Raw genomic sequence first — 21039 nt, 5'->3', positions numbered from 1 at the left:
ATATATCGTGCGAGTACCCAAACGTTACCGTTCGTGCAAATGGAATGGCATGCGTGTTCAAATTATCGAAGAAGATGAAGCGTACGCAGTCACCATTAACCAAAAAGGAAGGAGATTAAGATTTTATAAAAAATGGCTTATACCAATAGTAACTACAAAGTTTATATAAAACAAAAATGGAGGTATCATCATGACTTCTAAAAAACCGAATGATGTTTATATTAGTCCAGAAACTAGGAAGAGCATGGCGAAGTTCTTCATGAAAACATCGGTTCCTAAGTTGGTTGAAGAGCTTCGCAAGGAAAGAAAGAAGGAGACAGCCAAATGATCGAATGGGGACTAATCGCCGCAATAGGCATACCAGTAGCGGCAATCATGGGTAGTAGCGTAACAGCCTTGTGGATGGCACTTGGTAAGGAACCACATGAACCACATCCGAAATCGCATCCGCATAGTATCAGATATTTGGCAGAACGTGAAAGGAGATGGAAACGATGAATGTATGCACACACGAAAACAGTGAAACGATTCCAGTTCGCGGGACAGATGAAACAATTACTGTCTGTCACGACTGTGGAGATGAGCTTTAATGACTAAACGCATCGGACGTAAACCGACCCGTGCAGAACGTCAACATTTGGACAAGCTAGGCTTGCAATCTAGTGATTGGTTGGTAGTCAGTAAAGGCGAGTATGTGTGGCAAGTCGTCCACAGGTTTGTGGGACAGGTGAAGGAAATCAGAAGTGAAAATTGGATATAGGGAGGAAATCATTATGAACGTTGGCAAAATGTCGAATCGAGAATTATTACAAGCTATCAAATCAGCAACAATTGAATTGGAGAATCGGGCGTATACAAAGGTGCTAAAGGATGGTCTGGATGCCTTTATACGTGAAGTAACAAAATCCCCCAACCAACAACGCGCCGAATTGATTCAGCGGGCTAGGGAGTTTGTGGAGAGGCAATCCGCTTCTGAAAGGCACCTATTTAGCGGTGAAAGAAACACAAGTTTTTGGGGAGCAGAGTTCGTTGTAAATGCAGATAAAAGAACAGTTGTGTGCTTGTTAAAAGGAAGACAGACTAAACATGTGTACGGAAAAGGCATCGCCAAATGCATGCCAGACGAAGTATTCAACGTCGACATCGGTAAAGCTATCGCACTAGCACGAGCATTGGAGATTAAGATTCCACAGGAGTTTTTGCAAGCGGTACAGCCGACAGAGGTTTTCGTGGGAATGAAGATTGGAATGATTGATTCGGTGGGCATTCATTATGCAAGAGAGATAAAAAACGTGGGTGACGAGACAGTGGGATACACCGGTGGCGGATTTGACTATATCGATATTGTTCGTAATAAAGGAAAAGTCACCGACGACACCAACGCTCAATACGAGGAGGAAACGAATTGAAACTCTCAATCGAGCAAGTTCAGAAATTAGCCGATGCGCAAAAATCATACAACGAACTGTATGAAACTATCGGTTTTTGTGCCATCAGAGAAAACGGAGTCCACATGGTCGATATGGATTTCATCGAGACTTTTGAAACGTTCGCAGTCACTGATGACGGTGGCGAAGATTATCCATTCGAATTATCAGCGGTTGTAGATAGCGTTCAATTTTTTACAATTCTTAATGCTGAAGAATTAGCAGAACTTGAAACGACACATCCCGACAAATTTGAATATATCAGTAAGGCATTACAACATGAACCATCCTGACATCGAGCGCACACTACGACTTGGTTATCCGTCCATTGAGTATTTAGAGTGGGAGCGAGAGCAGGAGGAAGGTGAGGAAGATGAACAGGAAGCATAAAGCCCGTCGCAAACGTTGGCTAAAATCACGGCAGAAAGCGTATCGGAAAGCGAAGTTTGTGGATGCGTTCCGAAAATGTTTTGACCACATATAAAACGCCCGACTGCAATCGGACGCTAAACAAAAATAACTTACAACCACTATATCACAAATTGGGAGGAAATATACATGGAAGAAAAACAGCAGTTTGAAATAACCGACTTGCAATCTTTGTCCTGGGTGTTTCGGAAGATCCTTGCACCTGCTAAAAAGCGTATTGCGGAAAACGAAAAACTCGCAAATGACGAAATCGAACGTGTGAAAAAATGGCTCGAAGAGGTCAATAAATCCGATGAATTGGAAGTTGAATATTGGTCTCACCGCATACACGACTACCACCAATACCAACTATTACACGGCTCGGGTGACAAGACGTTATCAACGCCATACGGCAAATCTAAATCGACGACAAGCAAGGCTCAACCAGAACTGGCGGACAAGGATGTGTTGCTCTCCTTCATTAAAGAGAACCAATACACGGAGTTTCTGAAAATCGAAGAATCGGCAAAGTGGGGAGATTTGAAAAAGACGCTCACTATCGCGGGTAACAACGTCGTCGACGCAAACGGTCAGATTGTCGAGGGCGTGAAGATTAAACCGGAAACGACTACTTTCAAATTGGAGGTTTCGGAATGAGGAAATCAGAATCCATTGCAGAATTAGCAAAAGCGTTATCCGGCTTCCAGGGTGAAGTTAAACAACCTATGAAGGATAAGGATAATCCCTTCTTTAAAAGCAAATACGTGCCATTAGAGAACGTTGTGGAAGCTATTACGGAAACAGCGCCGAAACACGGACTTAGTTTCCTGCAATATCCGGTCAATCAAGATGAAAGAGTCGGGATTGTCACTCTATTAATGCACAGCAGCGGAGAGTGGATTGAGACAGAACCAATCTTTGCGAAGCCTGGTAAGAACGATGCACAGGCGACTGGAAGTGTGGTCACTTATCTCAAGCGTTACAGCTTGTCGGCGGTATTCGGAATCACTTCGGACGAGGATGACGACGGCAATAACGCAAGTCAACCAACAGCCAAACCGAAAGCCGATAACAACATCACGCAGAATCAGCTGAACACAATCTTGGCGAAGACGAACAACATCGCCAAGCGCGACTCTATCGGTCAAGGGCAGGTGTGGGAAAACGCTCAAAAGGCACTCGGAGTTACAAAGAGATCCGCAGATTTGACTAAGCAGGAAGCGGGCAAGTTTATTGATTATCTGACATCTCAGGAAGGGTGAGGTGAATGAGCAGAGGATGGATAAGTATACACAGAAAACTGATGGACAACGCCATCTATTCTGATTCCGATTTGCTGAAGTTGTGGCTTCACTGTTTGTTGAAATGTACTCATACAGACTATCAACAAATGGTAGGAAACACTCTTGTTGAATTGGCACCTGGACAGTTTGTAACGGGTAGAATTTCACTGGCTGAAGAGTTTAATAAAGGGGTTATCGCGAGTAAAAAGCTGTCCGACATTACGCTATGGAGAAAACTAAAATTTTTAGAAAAAATCCAAATGTTGAACATCAAAACAACCAACAAATATAGCGTGGTAACAGTGATTAACTGGCATGAGTATCAAGACGGTGAACAACAGATGAACAACAAAAGAACAACAAATGAACAACAAATGAACACAAACAATAACAGTAATAACATTAACAACAAGAATATGAGTCCTAAACAAGTTTACGACGAAACCTCTGATTTTTATAAACTGGCTTCCCTTCTACACGAAAGGATGAAAGCCAACAATGAAAATATTAGACCTGCAAATCTACAAAAGTGGTCTGACGAAATCAGAATTATGATTGAACGCGATAACCGAAATTACGAACAAGTGAAGTATCTAATTGAGTGGTCACAGGATGATAATTTTTGGCACACCAACATCCTGTCACCTTCAGCACTTCGCAGAAACTTCGACAAGATGGTGTTGCAAGTCAAATCTAGTAAACAACCAAACAAAGGTAACCAGGTATCACCACCTCAATATGCAGATCTAGGAGGTAGAGAATATTGATCGCTGAAAATGCAATACTCGGCTCGATATTAAAAGCGCCATATCTAATCAAAGAGACAGACATACAACCCGAACACTTAACCGATGGCAGAAACAAAGCCCTCTTGACCACCATCAGAGAACTCAACACCGCAGACAAGCCAATCGACTTGATAAGCATACTCTCAGCAGTAAACCCCGACTCTATCGGGGGCGCGGCGCATCTGCAGCAAATAGAGCGTACTGGCAACGTGGACAAGTTCGATGAGCACATGGAAATCGTAATGGACAAGTGGAGAGAGCGAGAGAAAAACAACTTGCTCCATATGGCTGCACAAGAAAACTGGGGCATCGAACAAATCACAGGCGAACTTGGCAAATTATCGAACGACAAAACGACAGACCATCATAGCATCACGAATTTGTTACATCCCATCTATGAATCTGCTTGGGAAGTGCTAGAACAACAGAAAGGTTCACCAACAGGATTGAGTCCAGTCGATGTGATTACAGGTGGATGGCAAGACTCGGACTTAATCATCATAGCTGCACGTCCGTCTGTTGGTAAAACGGACGTGATGCTGCACTTTGCGAAAGAAGCGGGATGGCACGACAGACTACCAATCGTCTTCAGCCTTGAAATGCCCGCTACAAGATTGCGGGACAGATTGATGGCATCGGTCGGAAGATATGACCGCGGTAAATTTAAAAACCTAGGCAAGTTCTTGACGGATGCAGAAAAAGATCGTTGGGTTCAAACAATCGGCAGAGTCGATATGACGAGAATACAAATCTATGACAAGCCAAGACAAACGCTCGCGGAAATGCGGACAAAGATTAGAAAGTCTGCGCATGAACATCCAGGGAAGAAACCAGTCGTGTTTATCGACTATTTGACGCTTATCAAGCCTGCAGAATATATGAACGGAAACGTGCATCAACAAGTAGGCGAAATCAGTAAAGGGTTAAAAGCTATCGCAAAAGAGTTCGAATGTCCGGTGATCTGCCTGGCACAGCTATCAAGAGCTGTCGAGCAACGACAAGACAAACGACCGATGCTATCGGATCTGCGTGAATCAGGTTCAATTGAAGAAGATGCAGACGTGGTGATGTTCCTTTATCGGGATAGTTATTACTCACAGAACAACGACGACAAAGAACTCGAATTGATATTCGCGAAGAATCGAAATGGTGAAACAGGAAAGACGGTTGTCCATTACGAAAAATCGACAGGCGAACTTGGACTGTGAATCTATATGACGAGATGAATGATGCCATCAAGTACAGCGAACCATTTCTCGCTTACACGATATTTTGGGCGATACAGAAAGGTCACGTCACCAGGGATAGCAATTTCGATGACTTGAAGAAAGTAGAACTCAATCTAGCGGAGATCCGTGAGTTGCAGTCTATGAATCTGTTAGGAGTGGACAATATAAAACTCTATGCAGCCAAACATGGTGAAGTGTTCTCATTCATCTTTGCTGAAAGTGAAACAGCTGCCAGAGCATTCTACTATTCCGAGTACGGCAAGTTTCCCGAAGGCGTGACAGATGCATCTAAAAGAATGGATGTATCGATGTTGTCGAAAGACGAAGGACATATGACGTTTCGGCAAATGCGAGATAGAGAGATTAATTTCCCATCACTCGCTTGTCATTACAAAAAAGGAATCATGAAAGAAGAGGTCAGAGAGGAGTATCAAGATGCTTTTTCCTAAACCGAATCATAAAAGGCGAAAGCCCAAAAGAGGACAACGCGGACGAATCACTAAAACGGACTACCAACAAGCATTGGATTGGTACGGCGACAGTTGTACCATCTGTAACAACAAGCCCATTGAAATGCACCATGTCGTTTTTCGTTCGCAAGGAGGACGTAACGGATACAGAAATCTGATGCCCCTATGTAACGCCTGTCACACCAAGGCACACGTAGACCGCGAATTTGCGGATGAACTTAGAGAAATGCGGCAAGAAGCATACGGCGACCACTTCTTCCACGACATGCACGATCTATACGAAATGCGGTTAATTCAAGAACGTGATGAACGATTATACGAAGAATTTATGAGAAAGCAGGAGATTAAATGATAAACAGCACAGTATTGGTAGGACGTTTGACGAAAGACCCTGAACTTAAATATTCACAAGGTGGAGTGGCTATTTGCAGATTCACACTGGCGGTAAACAGGACATTCAAAACGCAGGACGGAAAGGATGCCGACTTCATACAAATCGTTTGTTTTAACAAACAGGCTGAAAATGTCTCTAATTTCCTAAGCAAAGGAAGTTTGGCGGGAGTTGAAGGGCGCATTCAAACAGGTAGCTATGACGGACAGGATGGCAAGCGGGTTTATACAACGGAAGTAATTGCGGATAGTGTACAGTTTTTGGAACCTAAGCGACAGGACGGCCAAACACCACAACAGAATCAACAAAACTATCAAAGGCAGGATAACGACCCGTTCCAAAACACGGGCGCGCCGATAGAGGTATCGGATGAAGATTTACCATTTTGATGGAAATTATAAGATTTGAGATACCTGGCGAAGTCGTGGCACAAGGTCGTCCTAGGGCAACGAGGATCGGAAAAGGGGTCAGAATGTATGACCCTCCCAAATCCAGCGCTTATAAACAACACGTCGCGGAAGTTGCCAAAGAGCATGCTCCTAAAAAGCCATTGGAAGCCCCTCTTATGGTGCGGATGGTTATATACAGGCAATTCCTCCAGTCGTGGACTAAGAAGCAGAGAAAGGATGCGGAAGACGGCATATTGTTGCCTGTCACTCGTCCTGATCTATCGAACTACTGCAAAGGGATTGAAGATGCGCTCAACGGCATCATCTGGAAGGATGACAGTCAAATAGTTTCACTAACACTGGAAAAGCATTACGCAGAACGATCATACGCATTTATCGAAATACAAACATTGTGAGGTGGCAAATGGAGCTCACGTCAATCACACAAGAAATTCATATCGCTGCCAAACGGCTAAGAAACAGCAATGAAGAATTATACAGACTTGGAAACGAGAAAGCGGAAGCTGAAAGAGTGTACCGAACGGAACTTGCAAAAACGATAGCGGTTATGCGTTACGAAAAGGTGCAGGCGACTTTAATCGGAGATTTGGCTCGTGGGCAAGTAGCAGATTTAAAGTTTGCGAGAGACTTATCGCATGATCGCTACCGTTCGGCACTATCGGCAATCGAGAATTTGCGAACTGAAATAAATGCCTTGCAATCTATATTGCGGGTGCAATCGGAGGTATGACATGGCAATTCAACTACCAAAAAGGGTCATTCGGGATAGAACAATGGTCCAACTCTTCAAGGACGGAAGAACGCTGGAATCGATCGGTGATGAATTTGGATTGAGTAGGGAAAGAGTTCGGCAGATATTAGTCGAACGTGGGATCTGCAGCGGTCAAGGAGGGCAGGCATTGAGAACTCGCAGAAAAAAGGAATCCGTGAGGTATTGTGAAGTTTCGGATTGCGGCAGAAAAACAAAGGGTGAATCTAAATATTGCCATTGGCATAAAGAGCAAATCGAGAATTACGGGAGTTTCAAATGTCTAGTCAAAGGGTGCGACACACCTTCTTTGAAATACGGAATGTGCAATAATCACGGCACGAATTTTTTCATCAATCGGCAAAGAGGCAATGTGGAAGATTTGAACGACTATCTGAAAGTCCAGTTAGCAAAAGTGCTGATGGGGAAGGTCAAGCCGACTTTTGTGGAGTTGAGGAAATTCATGAAGGACAATCCTGAACAATTTGAAAAGGACCTGTTTACGGAGAATGTACATGGTTAAAATCCTAGAATTGTTCGGAGGCATTGGCGCACCGAGAAAAGCACTTATCAATTTAGGTGTTGACCATAAATCTATTGATTACGTGGAGTGGAATGAAAAAGCTGTCCGAACTTATAACGCAATGTTCGACAATCGGTACAAGCCAGAAAGCGTAGTTGGTTACAACTTGCAACCAGACATTCTTGTACACGGATCACCATGCCAAGACTTTTCGATAGCGGGGAAACAATACGGTGGCAACGTGGAGGATGGGACAAGGAGTTCATTGCTGTTTGAGACTATCAAAATCATTGAGAGTTTAGGAGTATGGCAGCCTAAGTTTGTCATTTGGGAAAACGTGAAGAATGTATTTAATAAAAAGCTAGTCGGTGCATTTCATCACTATCTCGACGACATGGAAAAGCTAGGATATACAAATTCATATCAAGTTTTGGATGCTAGGGACTTCGGAATCCCGCAGGCGAGAGAAAGGATTTTCACAGTATCAGTTTTAGGTGACGGAGTATTTGATTTTAGTAAGTTGCGAAAAACACCTATGCGGTCGATTGATTATTTTTTGGAAGATGTAACAGAAGAAAAATACATCATCACGCAACCTAGCATGATTAAGAAATTGCCTGGACAACCGATAGTGCCTGGAACTTTTGGCGGTCGGATGTTGCAAGAGGTGGAAGACTTTGTTTACACAATTACTACTAAGCAAATGAGATGCCCGAATAGCGGAGTAATTCGTGTGGATGATGAACGTTTTAGATATTTAACCGAACGTGAATGTTGGCGATTGATGGGGTTCGATGATTCGGATTTCGATGCTGCACTCAAAGAACATCCGTCAAGAGGTGAGTTTTTAAACGGCACACTCTATCACCAAGCAGGAAACAGTATCGTTGTTCCGATTCTAGAATCTATTTTTGAATTGATTATCAACGACGATTACGCAACGGATTTTACATCAAATAATGACGGTCAGTTGGAACTGATCTGTTAGGAGGTAGTGGAATGATAAAAAGACCATATATGAACGATAAATGCGAATCATGCATTCACGAAAAAGAAAGTCATTGCGGTGCAGTTATTGAGTGTTCCTATCACAAGGAGAAACTGGCACCACAGGAACGATTGTTGAATCATAACATTTCATTGACCGGACAACTTTTGGGGATAAAATTCGAGGGTTACACGATAGGAGAAAAAGAAGCGTTCTGCGAGCTGTACAGGGAACGCCGTGAATCGGAAGAGCGAAGACTACTGAATGAAATGTATGACGAATTCATCTCGTAAGGGAGGACACACCATGACAGACGAATTACTAGCACATCGCAGCGGTGAATTCATCGAACTGGACTTGCATAGTAAATACAATATGACGTTCTGGCAGTTTGTGAAGAGTTACGAGTCGAAATATATACAAGACATTTTGGAAAAGGAGAGAGGAAAATGATTGAAAAAGTGAAAATTACGGCGGAACAAGCGGAAATGCTTAAAGCATACAAAAGGATTTCAGACAAGGAAACAGGTAAGAAACTTAATGATTTAGAATTTTTTATTGAAATGCGTCACACCTTTGTAGACTCTTTTGAATGTCTAAAGGGCTTCACGATTGAAGAATTTGCGAAACTGTTATATGTGAGAAACAGTTACGAAATCGAGCCGCAGTATAAGGTTGGGGATTGGGTTGTAAATTCTGCTAACGGAAGATTTGCGAAAGTTGAAAGAGTTGCACCAGATCGTGTGTGGGTTGATGACGAAAAAGCTAGATACTTCTTGAAATCATCTTTACGCCATGCCACACCAGAAGAAATCAAAGCCGAAAAAGAACGCAGAGTGTGGGCGGGGATTGGTCGGGAAAATATTGGATTCAAACAGGGTGACGTAGCGGTTGATAAAGCGGGCTACTTTTATACAGATAAGAGTGATATTGAAGAGGTTTATGCTGAAGCTGCTTTAAAAGGCTTCTACCCCGCAGAATCCTTCATCGAGTTCGGAGGTGGGGAGGATGTTTAAAGACGCTATTGACCAAATGGAGGATGGCAACTATATCGACAAGTTACGAGAAGAAAATGCACGTCTACGGGAAGCGTTGAAGGAAATTTTGAGAAATCAATGCCGTCATTTATGTTCCACGCAAGCCCGTCAAGCCCTAGCAGTTGATCCCGATGATTGAACAACAACTCATCCAGGACTACAGGCCACTACTTGCCAGTGTTGCCAAGAAGTATGCGTTCCTAGCAGAATATGAAGATTTATTTACAGAAGGAGTAATCGCGCTGCTCGTTGCCTATCGCAAGTTTGACGAGGGCGCAGGCATTCCAATCGCAGGGTATCTTTCCCAACACGTAAGATTCGCCGTACAGATTAAAGCGAGGGAGTTAAACAGCCCAGTCTATATACCGCATAAAACCAACGCAATCATGCACGCGATTAGACGCAGAGGGTTAGGTGACAATTCTGTGGAGGAAATAAGCGAGCAATTGAAGCAGTCCAAGTCGGAAGTTAAACGTGCGCTTCTTGCGTATAAAAATTCACGATTAAAATCCTTAGATGCGCTACTAGGAGAAGAAAGCAGTCTGTTGGATGTAATTGTAACGGAAGACGATAAAACGAATCTCACTGTGGATGACTTTATCAATCTATTATCAGACCGTCAGAAAGTGATGCTCGGTTTGATGTATAAAGACGCCACGCAAAACGAAATTGCTAAAGCGTTAAACATCAGTCAATCACAGGTTGGGCGAGATATAGCGAAAATAAGGCAGTTATATACCAAGTGGGAGGGAGTCAATTGACAGTAAACGCAGATGTGGATGGATACGCGGCAAGTCAAAAGCTTAAAAAGCTGGATAAAATGAGTTTTGACCAACGACAAAAATTCACAGCCGAACGCAAACGCAAAAAGAAAGAACGTTTGGCCATATTAGCTAAAATCGAAACATTGAAAGATAAAGTTTGTGAAGAATGTAAAGTTCGAGCGGGCAGAGAAGCGAATGGCTATCATTGCGATTGTCCGGCATCAGTAGAAATGCGCGACTTGGGGAGACGGCTTGCGGGAGATCCGGAGAAGTCGGGCCCAAAACGACCTATGGCGATGGAAGACCTATTCAGTCATATTAACGCCGACAACATCACGTGGGAAATCTACCTGGACATGAAAGATGAAAAGATTGATGACCGCGTCATTATGAGGGCGCTCAGATGGTCGAGTGATAGATTTTACACGTGGAAAAAAGCAAAAGGCGAAATCGCCAAAAAGGCAAAGAAAACAGTTAAGCCGAAACCTGCTCCGAAGAAACGCGGTAGACCGAAAACGGACTATGTGAAGGGCGCGCCAATCAAGGAACTGACTGTAGATAAATACCTTGCACATAAAAAGGACAAGCGATCCGATTCGTGGGTGAAAGAGAAATACGGCATAGCAAATACGAGTTTCGCACGTTGGAAGAGATTGAATGAACTTGCTGTCGTTAGGAAGACACAGGAGGTCACTACAGTTTCGATAGACGAAAAGGAGGGTGTAATTATGCAAAAGGGAGAGGACGCAACAGAAGAATCGTTAAAGGCTGAAAATGAACTACTGAAAGACGCGAATAACAAACAACGCGATATTCTGCAACGGTTGCAACAAAAACTAGCAGACGCTGAATCTGCACTCGGGCAGCAAGCGAAACAGGTTGACCAGGAGGAGTATTCGAAGCTCGTAGCAGACTTTACAGACCTTGAAGAAGAAAATGACCGATTGAAACGCATGCTCGAACGGCTGAAACACACAGAAACGATGAATGTCATGCTCATGGAGCAACGTGTTTATTTACAAGAACAATTGGATGAGGTGATGGTGTGAATCTAAATAAACTATTTGAAACACAACGTAAACTGGACGAAAAGATTGTGAAGGAAAAGGGATTGGAAGGGCAAGATCTGTTGTCGATGAAGATTCTAGCTTTGCAAGTAGAGTTGGGCGAATTGGCGAATGAATGGCGGGGCTTCAAATTTTGGAGTGAGAATCGAGAGCCACGGACAAATATTCCAGTAACTGCTTGGGGAGAACCCTATAAGAACCCACTTCTCGAAGAATACGTTGACTGCCTGCATTTCATTTTATCGATTGGGATGGAAGTCGGTGTCTATCGATTTGATTATGACTCTATAAATCCTATTTATAAAGAGTCTGATGTTACAACACAATTTTTACGAGCGATCGATTACACGATAGGGTTGCGTGATGATGATTATTGCCTAGAACTCTTACAGACATTCATATATCTTGGCGAAATGCTTGGTTTCACTTGGGACGAAATCGAAACTGCTTACTACGCCAAGAACGCTATCAATCACGAACGACAGGAGAGTGGGTACTGATGCATCCGCAAGAACGCGAACAAATTATCACTCTGCTCGTCGTGTGGACAGGGTATCGCGAATCGGCGTTTGAGCGAATGACAGATAAAGAGTTGATGGCAGAGTATCGGCGGAGGTTGGGCGAGGATTGATAGTGGACAAATATGGTTGAGTGATGAAGGGGGTAGTAAATTGGAGCAACGAGTTTTAGATGCCTGTTGCGGCAGTCGGATGTTTTGGTTCGATAAACAAAACGATGATGCAGTTTACATGGATAAAAGGGTAGTTTCAGAAAAACTATGCGACGGAAGAAAGCTAGAAGTGAATCCGGATATTGTTGCCGACTTCAGAAATATTCCATTCGAGGATGAGTCATTTTATATGGTTGTGTTTGATCCACCACACTTAATAAAAGCCGGAGAGAAGTCATGGCTCGGAAAGAAGTATGGGATATTAGAAGAGACTTGGCCAACCGACATACGAGAAGGCTTTAACGAATGTATGAGAGTTTTGAAACCAAACGGCACACTGATTTTCAAATGGAACGAAGACCAAATCAAATTAAACGAAATTCTCAAAGTTATAGATTTCAAACCACTGTTCGGAAATCGAAGAAGCAAAACGCATTGGTTGGTTTTCATGAAAGATTAATAAACAGTTCGAAGATAAAGGGGAGTAATCACATGAAAGAAACTACGACAATTGCGATTGCTTGGATGTCAGTATCATTAGCAGTAATTGTAGCAATTATGACAACTGGGAGTTTAAAGGTTATGTGGGCTTTTTTATTGCCCGCTCTACTTAGCACTTCCAGTTCGAAGCAAAGGGAGTGACTACATGACAAAACTTGACCGCACAACTTATAAATACATCGAGTCTGAAATTAGGCACTACCATCACACGCTTAAAGAATACAAGAATCGCAGACAGGAGATTTTATACGACCGCAACGGAGCAGAGGCAGTCGGAGGTGGATCTAATCTCCCCTCTTCCCCCACAGAGCGATACGCTATACGTTTAGTAGAGGATAGGCGTATTTCACGATTAAGAACCACTGTGGACGCTATAGAGACAATGCTCGAATCATGCGACAAAGAACATAAGGACTTCGTGCAGCTATACTTCTTCGCGAAACCGCAGACGAAAACTTTTGACGGAATTGCTTGTGAGTTGAACGTGTCCAGACGCACGCTGTTTCGAATGAGGGATGAAATTGTTTATTCTGTCGCCAAACTTATGGGGGAATGGTGAATATTTGATAAAAACTCTGAAAAAAAGAGAGGGGAATTATTATGGACCATATCGAGCGAGTAAAAGAGGAAATTCGTTGTCACTGGTTCAAAGACCATGTGGCTGAAGTAAGAGGTGAGGAAGGCTTACAAGTGATAACTTGGGGAAAGCCAGGCACAAATATGTACCGCACTAAGTATGTTCTTTCTGGTAATAATGTATTTGTCTCTGGTGATATTGGCGAAGCGGTATATTCACTTACTTGTGCAGCGACACTGAAAAATATTGAGGATTTTGAGCTTCACTACTTCACTGGTAAGCTTTCTGCATTTTGCGAAGAACGTTGGGACTTCGACGAGAATCTCGCGAAAAAGGAACTGAAAGAGCACTGGGAAGAATACGAACTGAATGAATTAGAAGATGGGCAAGAAATCTACGAGGCTATCTTGTCAGCTATTGAAGAAAGTTCATCAATGGAATCATATCGTGCATGGCTAATGAATGTATATCAAGATACATCTGCAGATTCAGATGTTATGGAAGGTGTTTGGGATTTTGGAAAGAAATTGCCTCATCGATTAATTGGTTACTGGGTTGGATTGAAAATGGTTATTGAACAATCGGAGCGGAAGAAATCTAAAACAGCTTGATAAACAGTACGACTAAAGCACGCAACTTCAAAACAAGTTGGCACAAGGTTGGCACTATCGAGCCATTGAATCTTGATATAGTGATATCGTAGACGTTTGACAGACTGGTTATCTGTTAAATAATTTCCCCCTTGCAAAACCACTCACACAACTGTTAGTCGGAAAACTAACAAACAGCGGAACACTCGCAAACTTCGTTACTCGCTGAACTAACCAGCGCGGAAAGTTGCTGTTATTGTTGTGTGGGTGGTTTTCTTTTCCTGCCTAATTGGTTATCATTAACAAAAAGGGGGAGAAGGAATGAAAAAAGGGTTAATCATTTTTGGGGCATTGCTATTTTTAACAGCGTGCTCCAGTAGTAAGGAGTTGGATTCATTTGTCGAATCATACAATGACGCGGCATACGATTATACTTCTGTCGATATTCTGAAAGAAAAGGACTTCGGCGAAATTGAGGAAGAGAAATACGCAACCATTCAAACGTTATACCAACTGGAAGGGGAACAAACCCTTCATGCAAAATACACCGATGGAAAAGTAACAGGATACAATATGAGCATATCAGGTGATTCTCCATACACAGATAAGACAGGGACGGGCTACGAATCGTCATTGGTATTAATCAAATCACTTGGACTCGATCAATCATTATACGAAAACAACTATGACAAGGCGCTAGGTAATGACGACATTGTCACTTATCAAGATGGCGACTATGACGTTACGCTTGCCGATTTTGTTGTCGGAGATTCACACGAGGGTATGACAATTAATATAGACAGAAAATGAGACATCCATTCGGGTGTCTTTTTTATTATGAGGGAGGGATAACAATGACTAAACCAGTCACAGCACTCTGCGATCATTGCGGTAAAATCACTGATGTTGTTTTCAAAGAAAAGAAGCATCCGAATAACATCCACGAAACTTACTTTGACTGTGAGCATTGCTATTATCACTACACATCCTATGTGACGGATAGCAAGGTACGACGACTACAGCGTAAGAGGGATTGCTCGTTAGTCGCTGATGAACGATTGAAACTCTTCGAAGAAATCAAATCAAAAATGAATTTATTAAAATACAATTTAATTCACTTCGGTCGTGCGGATCTATGAACTACATTCAATCAAGACGGATTGGAGACAAAATTTATCAGACGGTCGCATGGAGAAAGTTAAGACAGTACTACTACGGTAAGGTACACGGTATATGCGAACGTTGTGGTGAGCCAGGGAATGTCGTTCACCATAAAATCCATATCGATGAATCCAATGTCAACGATCCGAACATAACGATGAGCGAAGACAACCTTGAACTACTCTGTCATACATGCCATAACAGGGAGCATAAGCAGGTACATGAACCATTGCGGGAAGGATTCACATTCAATGCGGATGGAGAACTACAGTATGAAGATACTGGACGTGACACAAATCAACATTGAAAGTTCCCGTCTTGAAATCAGGAACAACGCTACTCCCCCCTATGAGTATTCGAATTGAATGACACAATTCAAGCGAGCGCATAGCTTCGTGTAATACACAGGAATTTCCGTGTGACCCCCTACCCCCTAAAAAACGACTGAAAAGAGGTGCTATTTTATGGCGACTACAAAAGAAGTGACAAAAGATGAACGCGTAAAAAAAGAAATACGTAGGCTTAAACGGATTTACAAAGACTTGCCAAAAGATACCCTCATGGTTGTGGAAGGGCTAATTGTGGAGGCTGCCGACCTACGTATTCGCCTGGAAGATATTCGTGAAGACTTGGATGTGAATGGTTATGACGAAATGTTTTCTCAGTCTGAACAGCAAGAACCGTATGAGCGAGAAAGACCACAAGCCAGACGATACATTGCGATGAATAAAAACTATCAATCCATCATGAAGCAGTTAGGTGATTACATTCCTAAACCCGAACTGAAAAAGAAGGGCGATGGAGATGATGGATTCGATGCGTTTGTGAATCGGCGATGAAACTTTACCCTTTATCCTACAATCCGATTATTGAGTACTACGCAAAAATCGAATCGCGTGAAGAAGTTGTCGGTTACAAAGTTCGCCGTGTCTATAAAAAACTAGTCGATGATATCCACGACCAAAAATCAGAATATGAATATTCTCCTGAACGTGCCAATCATGCAATGGAGTTTATTGAAGGCTTCTGCAAACACTCCAAAGGGGAGATGGGCGGGAAGCCTTTTATTTTGGAGTTATGGCAGAAAGCAATGACTGCTGCCACATTCGGATTCATCCATAAAATTGACGAGACTCGCAAATATCGCGAGTTTATTTTAATTGTGGCAAGGAAAAACGGTAAGTCAGCTTGGGCTTCTGCTGTCGCTTTATATATGCTGGTTGCCGATGGAGAACCGGGTCCGGAAGTTGTTTCTGCTGCAACGAAAAAAGACCAGGCGAAAATCGTGTGGTTGGAATCAAAACGAATGGTCAGCAAGTCACCTGTGTTGCGAAAGCGGATTCGTTCTCTTGTCGGGGAAATGCTTTCTGACTTCAACGACGGATCTTACAAACCGTTATCGTCTGATTCGAATACGCTTGATGGTTTGAACGTCCATTGTTCTGTCATTGACGAGTTACACGCTATCGAAGACAAGAACTTGTATGACGTTATCATCGATGGAATGAGTGCAAGACGACAGCCATTGTCCATCATTACCACTACGGCCGGAACTGTCCGTGAAGGTATATTCGATATCAAGTATGAAGAAATCGAAAGAATCATAAATGGATATGACGATCCAAACGGGTACAAGGATGAACACGTTCTTCCCATCGTTTATGAATTGGATAGCCGCAAAGAATGGACTGACAAGAAAAAGTGGAAGAAAGCGAATCCAGGTCTAGGTACGATTAAGAAACTTGATGACCTTGAACGAAAAGTGAATAAAGCAAAAGCGAATCCTTTGTTGGTGAAAAACTTACTGACAAAGGATTTTAATATTCGCGAGACGAGTTCAGAAGCTTGGTTGACGTTTGAACAGTTGGATAACAAATCGACATTCATCATCGAACTTCTGAAACCGAACTACGGAATCGGAGGAACTGACTTATCTTCCACAACGGATTTAACGTCTGCTTGCGCTTTGTTCCAGTTGCCTGATAGTGATGAAATTTATTACACGCACATGTATTGGTTGCCGGAAGATTTGCTTGAAAGACGTGCGGCAGAAGACAAAGTGCCGTATGACATTTGGAAAGAACAGGGCTATCTACGGACGACACCTGGTAATAAAGTGCATCACAAGTTCGTGACTGAGTGGTTCTTGGAATTGCGTGACGTATACGGCCTTTACCTTCCGTGGATTGGCTATGACAGTTGGTCTGCAACCTATTGGGTAGAAGAAATGCATAGCCATTTCGGAACGGATGCCATGATTCCAGTAATCCAAGGTAAGAAAACATTGTCGGGTCCTATGAAGTCAATGGGTGCAGATTTGGAATCAAAACGAATCAATTACAACAACAACCAAATTACAAAATGGTGCTTGTCGAATACGACTGTGGACATCGATCGAAACGGTAACATTCAACCCGCAAAAGGTAAGACGCAGCGGAAACGTATTGATGGTACTGCTGCCATGTTGAATGCCTACGTGGTTTATCAGGACAAGCATTCTGATTACATGAATCTTATTTAGGGGTGATAAGCATGCTTGGAATAAAGACGGAAATCGAAAAACAGTTAAAAGAAATGTTGAAAGAATCCCAGAAAATCGAAAGTGTTCCGGTGAGGTTAGAAACACTTGAAAAGATTGCTCGCATTTATTCGACTGTGAAATAATCTGCATCCAAGGGAAGGAGGTGAGTATCATAGGTCTATTCGATTTCATGTTTGGTAAAAAACTAACCGAGCCGACTAAAACGACGACAAACTACAAGCTGATTACCGATGTTGGCGATGGATTCTACGGATTCAATGGTGACATTTACAAGAGTGATATCGTTCGCGCTTGTATTCGTCCAAAAGCGAGAGCCATCGGTAAGTTGGTCGCAAAGCACATCCGTGATAATGAGCAAGGCTTCAAAGCGTTTCCGGATGTTAATATTCGTTTTCTTTTGGAAGAACCGAACCCGATAATGTCCGGACAAATGTTACAAGAGAAGCTTGCGAATCAATTAGAACTGAACAATAATGCTTTTGCATTGATCAAACGCGACGATGAATTTGTGCCTGTCGAAATCTATCCAATCCCTGCTCAAAATGTGGATATGCTCGAAGGACCCAGTGGCGACATGTTTCTGAAATTCTTCTTCCCTGACGGAAAAAGCATGATTGTTCCGTATGCTGATGTTATCCATTTGCGGCAAGACTTCAATTCCAACAATCTATTTGGTGACAGTCCAGGCCAGGCATTGGTTGAACTGATGAGTGTGGCTACAACGATTGACCAGGGAATGACAAAGGCCATTAAGAACAGCGCATTGATTAAATGGATTATGAAGTTTAAGCAAGTTTTGAAAAAAGAGGATATTAAAATACAAGTTGAAGAATTCACGAAAAACTATTTGAGCATTGATGGCGAGGGCGGGACTGCTGCATCGGATCCGCGTTATGACTTGGAACAGGTGAAATTCAACAGCTATGTGCCTGACGATAAGCAGATGAAGAACGTCACGCAACGTATTTACGACTTTTTTAACACGAACGAGAAAATCGTTCAAAGTAAATATACTGAAGACGAATGGAACGCTTATTATGAATCTGTCATCGAACCTGTCGCCATGCAGTTGTCTAATGAGTTTTCACGAAAGATGTTTTCGAGACGCGAGAGAGGGTTTGGTAACAAAATCGTGTTCGAGTCCACTGCTCTGCAATACGCTTCGATGCGTACAAAGATGGCACTTGTGCAGATGGTAGACAGAGGGTCGATGGTTCCGAATGAGTGGCGTCGTGTGTTGAACTTGGGGCCAATAAAAGGTGGCGACAAACCAATCAGACGACTGGACACTGTGGAAGTCAAAACACCGAAATTAAATGACGATGAAGGAGGTGATGGCAATGGACAAGACGGAAAAAAGGGAACTGATGATGACGCAGAAGATTGAAGTCCGTGAAGATGATGACGGGAATCGAACGTTATCGGGTTATGCGGTCAAGTGGGAGAAACGGTCACTCGTTTTAGGGTATTTCATGAAGTTTCGTGAGCAATTCAAAAAAGGTGCTTTCGTTGATTCCCTGCAAAGTGAGGATCAACGTTTTTTATGGTCGCACGACACCTCAAAAGTTCTCGGACGGACAAAGAATAACACGCTCCGTCTTCGTGAAGATGATACGGGTCTTCATTTTGAGTTGGATTTACCTAAGACCACACTTGGTAACGATACATTTGAATCGATTAAACGCGGTGATGTGGACGGGGTCAGTTTTGGCTTCCAGATGATTTCGGAAGACATCGAGGATCCGGACGATGATTTGCGATTACGTACCGTCACAAAAGCAAAGCTGTTGGAAGTAAGCGCGGTGGCTTTCCCCGCATATCCCGATTCGGAGGTCAGCGCCCGTGGTTATGATCCGATGAAACATCACGCAGAAGAAGAAAAACGTTATATCGAAGAACAAACATTGAAACTAAAAACTTTAATTAACCTTTAGGAGGAATATGAATGAATCGTTTAGAAGAAATCAAAGCACGTTTGGAAGAAATTCGCAGTATGTTGGATGATGCAGAAAAGCGAGGGAAAACATCTTTTGCAGACTTGGAAAAAGAAGTTCGCGAATTGAAAGAGGAACAAGCCGAACTTGAAACTCGCGCTCGTATGAAAAAGGAAATGGAAGATTTGAATTCAGGAAAAACAGAAGGTCGGACAATTGAAACGTTTAATTCTGGCACAACAGAAAAAACTGATTTTCGCTCTTTGAAGTGGGATAAAGTAATCGAACTCGATGAATACCGTTCTGCATGGGCAAAAGAAATGATGGGGCAAAATCTTTCCCAAGAAGAACGTGAAGTCTTGGACAAGGCGAATACTGAATATCGGGATTTCACTCACACAACTGAAAACTCACAGATCCTTATCCCTAAAACAGTGGCAGCGGGTATCTGGAAACGCGCAGAGGAAGAATATCCACTGTGGGCAGACGTCCGTAAGTTCCGTGTCCGCGGCAACTTGACGATGATGAAAGGTTCCGGTTCTCAAAATGCTCGTTGGTACGATGAAGACACGAAAGTGGAAACGGATAAAATGGAATTCGGGCACTTGAACCTAACAGGCCACGAACTTGCTAAGGCGATTCAAGTCACTTGGAAGCTGAAGAAGATGGCGATCCAGGAATTCGAAGCGTACATCATCCGTGAAATTGGTGATCGTATGGGTATCTCTTTATCCAAGGCAGTCTATGAAGGTAAAGGGCAACCGTCCGCAAGCGAATTTAAACCAGAGCCATACGGAATTAAAACGCGTTTAGCGGCAGAGTCGCTTACGCCACAAATCATTCAGCTTGAAGCTGAGCTGACATATAAAGATTTAACAAGCATGATGGGCGGTCTATTTTCAAGCTATGTGAACGGTGCAACGATCTACGCGAACAACGCAACGATTTGGTCTGTGCTTGCGAATGTAGTTGACGGTCAAAAACGTCCGATGTTTGTTGCTGATGTAATGGCTGGCGGTGTCGGTCGAATCTTCGGGCGTACAATTAAGGCAGATGCGACAATCCCTGATGGAGAAATCCTACTCGGTAACCTTGGTCAAGGCTATGTTGCTAACATCAACGAAGATATCACGATGTATAGACAAGACCACGTTCGCGATCGTCTGACTGATTACATGGGCTACGCAATTGTGGACGGCGATGTATTGGACAACAAAGCGTTCGTCATTATCAAGCCAGTAGCAATTCCATAAAAAGAAAGGATGATAAAATATGATTTACAAAGCAAAAACTCCATTTAAAGAGCGGCATGAAAAGATGAAACTCTATAAAAAAGGCGATGTCTATTCTTATGATGATAATGACAGAATCGCTTTTTTAGTTGACCAAGGCTACTTGGAAGAAGTGACGGAAGAGGAAGTGGAAGGAGATTTGAACCACGTTGGCGGCGGTTATTACGAACTACCGAATGGCGAAAAAGTCAAAGGTAAGGACGAAGCTCTAAAGGCTCTAGCGGAATTGGGTGATTGAT

At 42.8% G+C, this 21039-nt stretch carries 37 protein-coding genes; all 37 read left to right on the top strand.

Annotation, left to right across the window (positions count from 1 at the left end):
* Positions 1–190 precede the first annotated feature (190 nt).
* The 37 genes from H9649_RS07645 (at position 191) to H9649_RS07470 (ending at position 21038) form a co-directional block, all read left to right on the top strand.
* Positions 191–328 carry a hypothetical protein gene (locus H9649_RS07645; protein WP_191694135.1) on the top strand — a complete coding sequence of 46 codons (138 nt, stop codon included), beginning with the start codon at positions 191–193 and terminating at the stop codon, positions 326–328.
* Positions 325–498, top strand: coding sequence for a hypothetical protein (locus H9649_RS07640; RefSeq protein WP_191694134.1), 174 nt, complete (start codon positions 325–327; stop codon positions 496–498). Before H9649_RS07645 ends, H9649_RS07640 begins: the two co-directional genes overlap by 4 nt.
* A gap of 91 nt (positions 499–589) precedes the next feature.
* Positions 590–760: a DUF6906 family protein gene (locus H9649_RS07635; RefSeq protein WP_191694133.1), complete on the top strand. Its 171-nt coding sequence runs from the start codon at positions 590–592 to the stop codon at positions 758–760.
* Positions 761–773: 13 nt separating this feature from the next.
* A complete protein-coding gene (locus tag H9649_RS07630; RefSeq protein WP_191694132.1) occupies positions 774–1409 on the top strand; it encodes a hypothetical protein in 636 nt (211 codons plus the stop codon).
* Positions 1406–1720 (top strand): hypothetical protein, encoded by a 315-nt coding sequence (locus tag H9649_RS07625; RefSeq protein WP_191694131.1) that lies wholly within the window; start codon positions 1406–1408, stop codon positions 1718–1720. Before H9649_RS07630 ends, H9649_RS07625 begins: the two co-directional genes overlap by 4 nt.
* A 265-nt stretch (positions 1721–1985) precedes the next feature.
* A complete protein-coding gene (locus tag H9649_RS07620) occupies positions 1986–2492 on the top strand; it encodes a host-nuclease inhibitor Gam family protein (RefSeq protein ID WP_191694130.1) in 507 nt (168 codons plus the stop codon).
* Entirely contained in the window at positions 2489–3097 is a 609-nt protein-coding gene (locus H9649_RS07615) for an ERF family protein (protein ID WP_191694129.1), read from the top strand. Before H9649_RS07620 ends, H9649_RS07615 begins: the two co-directional genes overlap by 4 nt.
* Positions 3098–3102: 5 nt before the next feature.
* On the top strand, positions 3103–3885 hold the full coding sequence (locus H9649_RS07610; protein ID WP_191694128.1) for a replication protein: 783 nt from the start codon (positions 3103–3105) through the stop codon (positions 3883–3885).
* Positions 3882–5114 carry a replicative DNA helicase gene (locus H9649_RS07605; protein WP_191694127.1) on the top strand — a complete coding sequence of 411 codons (1233 nt, stop codon included), beginning with the start codon at positions 3882–3884 and terminating at the stop codon, positions 5112–5114. Before H9649_RS07610 ends, H9649_RS07605 begins: the two co-directional genes overlap by 4 nt.
* Positions 5111–5584 (top strand): hypothetical protein, encoded by a 474-nt coding sequence (locus H9649_RS07600; protein ID WP_191694126.1) that lies wholly within the window; start codon positions 5111–5113, stop codon positions 5582–5584. The genes H9649_RS07605 and H9649_RS07600 overlap by 4 nt, the downstream gene beginning before the upstream one ends.
* Positions 5571–5957, top strand: a complete 387-nt coding sequence (locus H9649_RS07595) for an HNH endonuclease (RefSeq protein ID WP_191694125.1) — start codon at positions 5571–5573, stop codon at positions 5955–5957. The genes H9649_RS07600 and H9649_RS07595 overlap by 14 nt, the downstream gene beginning before the upstream one ends.
* On the top strand, positions 5954–6385 hold the full coding sequence (locus H9649_RS07590) for a single-stranded DNA-binding protein (RefSeq protein WP_191694124.1): 432 nt from the start codon (positions 5954–5956) through the stop codon (positions 6383–6385). The genes H9649_RS07595 and H9649_RS07590 overlap by 4 nt, the downstream gene beginning before the upstream one ends.
* A complete protein-coding gene (locus H9649_RS07585; protein ID WP_225229735.1) occupies positions 6385–6801 on the top strand; it encodes a RusA family crossover junction endodeoxyribonuclease in 417 nt (138 codons plus the stop codon). The genes H9649_RS07590 and H9649_RS07585 overlap by 1 nt, the downstream gene beginning before the upstream one ends.
* An 8-nt stretch (positions 6802–6809) precedes the next feature.
* Positions 6810–7136, top strand: a complete 327-nt coding sequence (locus H9649_RS07580) for a hypothetical protein (RefSeq protein ID WP_191694123.1) — start codon at positions 6810–6812, stop codon at positions 7134–7136.
* A 1-nt stretch (position 7137) separates the two neighbouring features.
* Positions 7138–7677: a sigma factor-like helix-turn-helix DNA-binding protein gene (locus tag H9649_RS07575; RefSeq protein ID WP_225229734.1), complete on the top strand. Its 540-nt coding sequence runs from the start codon at positions 7138–7140 to the stop codon at positions 7675–7677.
* Complete coding sequence (locus H9649_RS07570; protein WP_191694121.1) at positions 7670–8665, top strand: DNA cytosine methyltransferase; 996 nt, start codon at positions 7670–7672, stop codon at positions 8663–8665. Before H9649_RS07575 ends, H9649_RS07570 begins: the two co-directional genes overlap by 8 nt.
* 11 nt (positions 8666–8676) lie before the next feature.
* Positions 8677–8958: a hypothetical protein gene (locus tag H9649_RS07565; RefSeq protein ID WP_191694120.1), complete on the top strand. Its 282-nt coding sequence runs from the start codon at positions 8677–8679 to the stop codon at positions 8956–8958.
* Positions 8959–8971: 13 nt separating this feature from the next.
* Positions 8972–9118: a hypothetical protein gene (locus tag H9649_RS07560; protein WP_191694119.1), complete on the top strand. Its 147-nt coding sequence runs from the start codon at positions 8972–8974 to the stop codon at positions 9116–9118.
* Positions 9115–9681: a hypothetical protein gene (locus tag H9649_RS07555; protein WP_191694118.1), complete on the top strand. Its 567-nt coding sequence runs from the start codon at positions 9115–9117 to the stop codon at positions 9679–9681. The genes H9649_RS07560 and H9649_RS07555 overlap by 4 nt, the downstream gene beginning before the upstream one ends.
* Positions 9674–9841: a hypothetical protein gene (locus H9649_RS07550; protein ID WP_191694117.1), complete on the top strand. Its 168-nt coding sequence runs from the start codon at positions 9674–9676 to the stop codon at positions 9839–9841. The genes H9649_RS07555 and H9649_RS07550 overlap by 8 nt, the downstream gene beginning before the upstream one ends.
* The gene (locus tag H9649_RS07545; RefSeq protein WP_191694116.1) at positions 9834–10463 is read left to right on the top strand and encodes a sigma-70 family RNA polymerase sigma factor; all 630 of its coding nucleotides are present in this window, start codon (positions 9834–9836) and stop codon (positions 10461–10463) included. Before H9649_RS07550 ends, H9649_RS07545 begins: the two co-directional genes overlap by 8 nt.
* Positions 10460–11515 carry a hypothetical protein gene (locus H9649_RS07540; RefSeq protein ID WP_191694115.1) on the top strand — a complete coding sequence of 352 codons (1056 nt, stop codon included), beginning with the start codon at positions 10460–10462 and terminating at the stop codon, positions 11513–11515. Before H9649_RS07545 ends, H9649_RS07540 begins: the two co-directional genes overlap by 4 nt.
* Positions 11512–12033, top strand: a complete 522-nt coding sequence (locus H9649_RS07535) for a dUTP diphosphatase (protein WP_191694114.1) — start codon at positions 11512–11514, stop codon at positions 12031–12033. Before H9649_RS07540 ends, H9649_RS07535 begins: the two co-directional genes overlap by 4 nt.
* 210 nt (positions 12034–12243) lie before the next feature.
* Positions 12244–12663, top strand: a complete 420-nt coding sequence (locus H9649_RS07530) for a class I SAM-dependent methyltransferase (RefSeq protein ID WP_191694190.1) — start codon at positions 12244–12246, stop codon at positions 12661–12663.
* Between the two features lie 32 nt (positions 12664–12695).
* A complete protein-coding gene (locus H9649_RS07525; RefSeq protein ID WP_191694113.1) occupies positions 12696–12845 on the top strand; it encodes a hypothetical protein in 150 nt (49 codons plus the stop codon).
* Between the two features lie 4 nt (positions 12846–12849).
* The gene (locus H9649_RS07520; protein ID WP_191694112.1) at positions 12850–13263 is read left to right on the top strand and encodes a transcriptional regulator; all 414 of its coding nucleotides are present in this window, start codon (positions 12850–12852) and stop codon (positions 13261–13263) included.
* A gap of 41 nt (positions 13264–13304) precedes the next feature.
* The gene (locus H9649_RS07515; protein ID WP_191694111.1) at positions 13305–13892 is read left to right on the top strand and encodes a hypothetical protein; all 588 of its coding nucleotides are present in this window, start codon (positions 13305–13307) and stop codon (positions 13890–13892) included.
* Between the two features lie 300 nt (positions 13893–14192).
* Positions 14193–14681 carry a membrane lipoprotein lipid attachment site-containing protein gene (locus H9649_RS07510; protein ID WP_191694110.1) on the top strand — a complete coding sequence of 163 codons (489 nt, stop codon included), beginning with the start codon at positions 14193–14195 and terminating at the stop codon, positions 14679–14681.
* 44 nt (positions 14682–14725) lie between these two features.
* A complete protein-coding gene (locus H9649_RS07505; RefSeq protein WP_191694109.1) occupies positions 14726–15010 on the top strand; it encodes a hypothetical protein in 285 nt (94 codons plus the stop codon).
* A complete protein-coding gene (locus tag H9649_RS07500; protein WP_191694108.1) occupies positions 15007–15339 on the top strand; it encodes an HNH endonuclease in 333 nt (110 codons plus the stop codon). Before H9649_RS07505 ends, H9649_RS07500 begins: the two co-directional genes overlap by 4 nt.
* Positions 15340–15496: 157 nt before the next feature.
* Positions 15497–15871 (top strand): hypothetical protein, encoded by a 375-nt coding sequence (locus H9649_RS07495; protein WP_191694107.1) that lies wholly within the window; start codon positions 15497–15499, stop codon positions 15869–15871.
* Positions 15868–17553, top strand: coding sequence for a terminase large subunit (locus H9649_RS07490; protein WP_191694106.1), 1686 nt, complete (start codon positions 15868–15870; stop codon positions 17551–17553). Before H9649_RS07495 ends, H9649_RS07490 begins: the two co-directional genes overlap by 4 nt.
* Positions 17554–17564: 11 nt before the next feature.
* A complete protein-coding gene (locus H9649_RS17950; RefSeq protein WP_263613866.1) occupies positions 17565–17696 on the top strand; it encodes a hypothetical protein in 132 nt (43 codons plus the stop codon).
* A 29-nt stretch (positions 17697–17725) separates the two neighbouring features.
* A complete protein-coding gene (locus tag H9649_RS07485) occupies positions 17726–18961 on the top strand; it encodes a phage portal protein (protein WP_191694189.1) in 1236 nt (411 codons plus the stop codon).
* Positions 18915–19508 carry an HK97 family phage prohead protease gene (locus tag H9649_RS07480; RefSeq protein ID WP_191694105.1) on the top strand — a complete coding sequence of 198 codons (594 nt, stop codon included), beginning with the start codon at positions 18915–18917 and terminating at the stop codon, positions 19506–19508. The genes H9649_RS07485 and H9649_RS07480 overlap by 47 nt, the downstream gene beginning before the upstream one ends.
* Positions 19509–19519: 11 nt before the next feature.
* Complete coding sequence (locus tag H9649_RS07475; RefSeq protein ID WP_191694104.1) at positions 19520–20761, top strand: phage major capsid protein; 1242 nt, start codon at positions 19520–19522, stop codon at positions 20759–20761.
* A gap of 19 nt (positions 20762–20780) precedes the next feature.
* Positions 20781–21038: a hypothetical protein gene (locus H9649_RS07470; RefSeq protein ID WP_191694103.1), complete on the top strand. Its 258-nt coding sequence runs from the start codon at positions 20781–20783 to the stop codon at positions 21036–21038.
* The last annotated feature ends 1 nt before the right edge of the window (position 21039 follow it).

Source organism: Sporosarcina quadrami, from assembly GCF_014836615.1.
In the GTDB taxonomy this organism is placed as follows: domain Bacteria; phylum Bacillota; class Bacilli; order Bacillales_A; family Planococcaceae; genus Sporosarcina; species Sporosarcina quadrami.
Note: the sequence above shows the minus strand (reverse complement) of the source record. Positions and strands in the feature narration are given on the sequence as shown.

Excerpts from the sequence above, each read along its gene's own strand:
- H9649_RS07645 (WP_191694135.1), top strand. The coding sequence starts at position 191 with ATGACTTCTAAAAAACCGAATGATGTTTATATTAGTCCAGAAACTAGG.
- H9649_RS07640 (WP_191694134.1), top strand. The coding sequence starts at position 325 with ATGATCGAATGGGGACTAATCGCCGCAATAGGCATACCAGTAGCGGCA.
- H9649_RS07635 (WP_191694133.1), top strand. The coding sequence starts at position 590 with ATGACTAAACGCATCGGACGTAAACCGACCCGTGCAGAACGTCAACAT.
- H9649_RS07630 (WP_191694132.1), top strand. The coding sequence starts at position 774 with ATGAACGTTGGCAAAATGTCGAATCGAGAATTATTACAAGCTATCAAA.
- H9649_RS07620 (WP_191694130.1), top strand. The coding sequence starts at position 1,986 with ATGGAAGAAAAACAGCAGTTTGAAATAACCGACTTGCAATCTTTGTCC.
- H9649_RS07615 (WP_191694129.1), top strand. The coding sequence starts at position 2,489 with ATGAGGAAATCAGAATCCATTGCAGAATTAGCAAAAGCGTTATCCGGC.
- H9649_RS07610 (WP_191694128.1), top strand. The coding sequence starts at position 3,103 with ATGAGCAGAGGATGGATAAGTATACACAGAAAACTGATGGACAACGCC.
- H9649_RS07595 (WP_191694125.1), top strand. The coding sequence starts at position 5,571 with ATGCTTTTTCCTAAACCGAATCATAAAAGGCGAAAGCCCAAAAGAGGA.
- H9649_RS07590 (WP_191694124.1), top strand. The coding sequence starts at position 5,954 with ATGATAAACAGCACAGTATTGGTAGGACGTTTGACGAAAGACCCTGAA.
- H9649_RS07585 (WP_225229735.1), top strand. The coding sequence starts at position 6,385 with ATGGAAATTATAAGATTTGAGATACCTGGCGAAGTCGTGGCACAAGGT.
- H9649_RS07580 (WP_191694123.1), top strand. The coding sequence starts at position 6,810 with ATGGAGCTCACGTCAATCACACAAGAAATTCATATCGCTGCCAAACGG.
- H9649_RS07575 (WP_225229734.1), top strand. The coding sequence starts at position 7,138 with ATGGCAATTCAACTACCAAAAAGGGTCATTCGGGATAGAACAATGGTC.
- H9649_RS07570 (WP_191694121.1), top strand. The coding sequence starts at position 7,670 with ATGGTTAAAATCCTAGAATTGTTCGGAGGCATTGGCGCACCGAGAAAA.
- H9649_RS07565 (WP_191694120.1), top strand. The coding sequence starts at position 8,677 with ATGATAAAAAGACCATATATGAACGATAAATGCGAATCATGCATTCAC.
- H9649_RS07560 (WP_191694119.1), top strand. The coding sequence starts at position 8,972 with ATGACAGACGAATTACTAGCACATCGCAGCGGTGAATTCATCGAACTG.
- H9649_RS07555 (WP_191694118.1), top strand. The coding sequence starts at position 9,115 with ATGATTGAAAAAGTGAAAATTACGGCGGAACAAGCGGAAATGCTTAAA.
- H9649_RS07550 (WP_191694117.1), top strand. The coding sequence starts at position 9,674 with ATGTTTAAAGACGCTATTGACCAAATGGAGGATGGCAACTATATCGAC.
- H9649_RS07545 (WP_191694116.1), top strand. The coding sequence starts at position 9,834 with ATGATTGAACAACAACTCATCCAGGACTACAGGCCACTACTTGCCAGT.
- H9649_RS07530 (WP_191694190.1), top strand. The coding sequence starts at position 12,244 with ATGTTTTGGTTCGATAAACAAAACGATGATGCAGTTTACATGGATAAA.
- H9649_RS07525 (WP_191694113.1), top strand. The coding sequence starts at position 12,696 with ATGAAAGAAACTACGACAATTGCGATTGCTTGGATGTCAGTATCATTA.
- H9649_RS07520 (WP_191694112.1), top strand. The coding sequence starts at position 12,850 with ATGACAAAACTTGACCGCACAACTTATAAATACATCGAGTCTGAAATT.
- H9649_RS07515 (WP_191694111.1), top strand. The coding sequence starts at position 13,305 with ATGGACCATATCGAGCGAGTAAAAGAGGAAATTCGTTGTCACTGGTTC.
- H9649_RS07510 (WP_191694110.1), top strand. The coding sequence starts at position 14,193 with ATGAAAAAAGGGTTAATCATTTTTGGGGCATTGCTATTTTTAACAGCG.
- H9649_RS07505 (WP_191694109.1), top strand. The coding sequence starts at position 14,726 with ATGACTAAACCAGTCACAGCACTCTGCGATCATTGCGGTAAAATCACT.
- H9649_RS07500 (WP_191694108.1), top strand. The coding sequence starts at position 15,007 with ATGAACTACATTCAATCAAGACGGATTGGAGACAAAATTTATCAGACG.
- H9649_RS07495 (WP_191694107.1), top strand. The coding sequence starts at position 15,497 with ATGGCGACTACAAAAGAAGTGACAAAAGATGAACGCGTAAAAAAAGAA.
- H9649_RS07490 (WP_191694106.1), top strand. The coding sequence starts at position 15,868 with ATGAAACTTTACCCTTTATCCTACAATCCGATTATTGAGTACTACGCA.
- H9649_RS17950 (WP_263613866.1), top strand. The coding sequence starts at position 17,565 with ATGCTTGGAATAAAGACGGAAATCGAAAAACAGTTAAAAGAAATGTTG.
- H9649_RS07480 (WP_191694105.1), top strand. The coding sequence starts at position 18,915 with ATGGACAAGACGGAAAAAAGGGAACTGATGATGACGCAGAAGATTGAA.
- H9649_RS07475 (WP_191694104.1), top strand. The coding sequence starts at position 19,520 with ATGAATCGTTTAGAAGAAATCAAAGCACGTTTGGAAGAAATTCGCAGT.
- H9649_RS07470 (WP_191694103.1), top strand. The coding sequence starts at position 20,781 with ATGATTTACAAAGCAAAAACTCCATTTAAAGAGCGGCATGAAAAGATG.